Source organism: Planktothrix sp. FACHB-1355, from assembly GCF_014748295.1.
In the GTDB taxonomy this organism is placed as follows: Bacteria; Cyanobacteriota; Cyanobacteriia; order Cyanobacteriales; family Aerosakkonemataceae; genus Aerosakkonema; species Aerosakkonema funiforme_A.
In genome coordinates, this window is the sequence record NZ_JACJUP010001235.1 from 1 (window position 1) to 1,991 (window position 1,991).

The 1,991-nt window shown below is 39.0% G+C and carries 1 pseudogene; it reads right to left on the bottom strand.

Going from position 1 to position 1,991, the window contains the following annotated elements:
• Window positions 1-1,884, bottom strand: a pseudogene (locus H6S82_RS31120) (ATP-binding protein); the annotation flags it as partial.
• Between the last annotated feature and the right edge of the window lie 107 nt (window positions 1,885-1,991).

The window sequence follows — 1,991 nt, forward strand, 5'->3', positions numbered from 1 at the left end:
GCTTAATTTATAATTACTCAAAATCCGGCTGATTCCATTTAAAAACTCAACGCCGCTATCATCGCCAGTGATTTCATCTATCATAATGAATAAATGCTTGATTCGCGCTGAAATTCTTCTCATTTCAGCAGGAATAACGTTACCATCGCGGGTATTGCGAGCGCTTTTGAAGATATTTTCAAAATACTCCAAAGTATTTTTGCCATTGGCGGTTATCCTTAAAGATTGAATACAAGCTGTGGCGACAATATTATTAGATATTTCGCATTCGATCGCTGTATGTATTGCTTCGCAAAGACAGGATAAAACTCCCTCGCATTTGCGATTTGTAGCGACAATTTCGTCTTCAGTTCTTCTTTCAAGTGCTTGCTGGCGAGAAGGTTGGCGTTGAATTTCCTGACTGGCGTCGATAAAATTAACAGCTTTTTGCATAAAGTTACCGCGACCTTTATTGGAATAATAGTTAACAACACAAGGCGGAAAGTTATCGGCGATGAGTTGGGAGTTCGTGTTCATGCAAAATATTTCATCATCTAAATTACCAGTTTCTGCGTCTTTGAATTTTTCGATAATGTCCAAATTGACTTGTTTCCTGGGACTGACGTAGAAGAAAAGAAAACCTTCATGTTTGCGCTCTTTCAGAAACTCTACAATTGCTGTAGTTTTGCCAATTCCCGGATTTCCAGTTAAGAATAAATAAGTGCGATCGCTATTGAGCGCATTTTTTATTAATTTAGCGTGAGGTTCCCTCAGTTCCAATGTCGAACTGAAGTTATCGATCTTTTCGGTATGAGGTATAATAGTTGTAGTGTCGCTGGGTATTTCTAATAGCTGCTTGACAAAATTTCTGCCGTCTTGAAAACTGCGACCTGCGTTTAACTGGATAAGATTTAAAACTTCATTTCGCGCTCGATCGATCTCCTGTTCTCTTGGTTCATTCCTGTAAATCTGCGAACAGGTTCTCAGTACATCTAAGTTTTCGGGACGGAGGGACATCGCGCCGATCCCGCGATCGCTATATCCCACCACATTAAACACCACCGATACTCGTTCGTTGAGGATATCAGTTTGGCATAAAAATTCATAAAAACTGCGAGCATAAGAACCTGCTTGAATTAACTTAGCACTTTCTTTATCCTCCCGCTTAAAAGCAGTAAAATACCGCGTCAAATTCTCTCCAAAATCAAAACCTAACTTATCGGTAGCACCTGTGTCTATCCGCAGTTTAGAAAAAACACTTTTTGAGCGTAAATAGCTAATCTCCCGCAGCAACAAACGCCGCTGATTCTGCATATCTTTATCTTCAAAATCCAAGAGGTCTTTAGCTGACTTGACAGAAAAGATAGATAAGTCAATCGCCAGAATTCTAAATTCCTGCTTATAACGCAACAACATCAGGGTGTCTGCTTTCAAAAACTCACCCTTTTGTTTGTAGCGATCGATATATCGTTTCAGGTTATTTATATTTATATAGTTACCAAACTGCGACAATAAATCTGTATATTCTTGTTCTTCACTTTTCGGATAAGTTTTGATGCTGTTTGCATCGCCAAAACTGCACTGGTAGTACAAAATTTCGATAGGCGATCGCTTGGTGTTATTCCATCTAGTAGATTTAATGTACTCCCCAAAAAAATTCAATCCAGACAGAAAACCTTTCTGCAATAAATATAAACACCATTTTTCAATTATTTGGATATCCTTCTGACTGATTACTTGCTCTTCACTCAGTATCCGCTGAAGCATTTTAGGAAATTGCAAGTGTTGCAAATCGCGTTGATACAAATTGCCGAAATTATGCTCGATCTGGTGATGTTGTATACCAGCAAGAATCCCGGTATTAAAACCTACTTCAAATAAACGACCCAAGTTTGCAGCAATCATTTTGCACTCCTGTTATACGTTGATGAGATCTTGTCGTATTTTTAGTCCGCCTGGGACTCAAGTCCCAGGCTAATAGCAAAAGTCCACTTTAGTGGACTGGAAAGCAA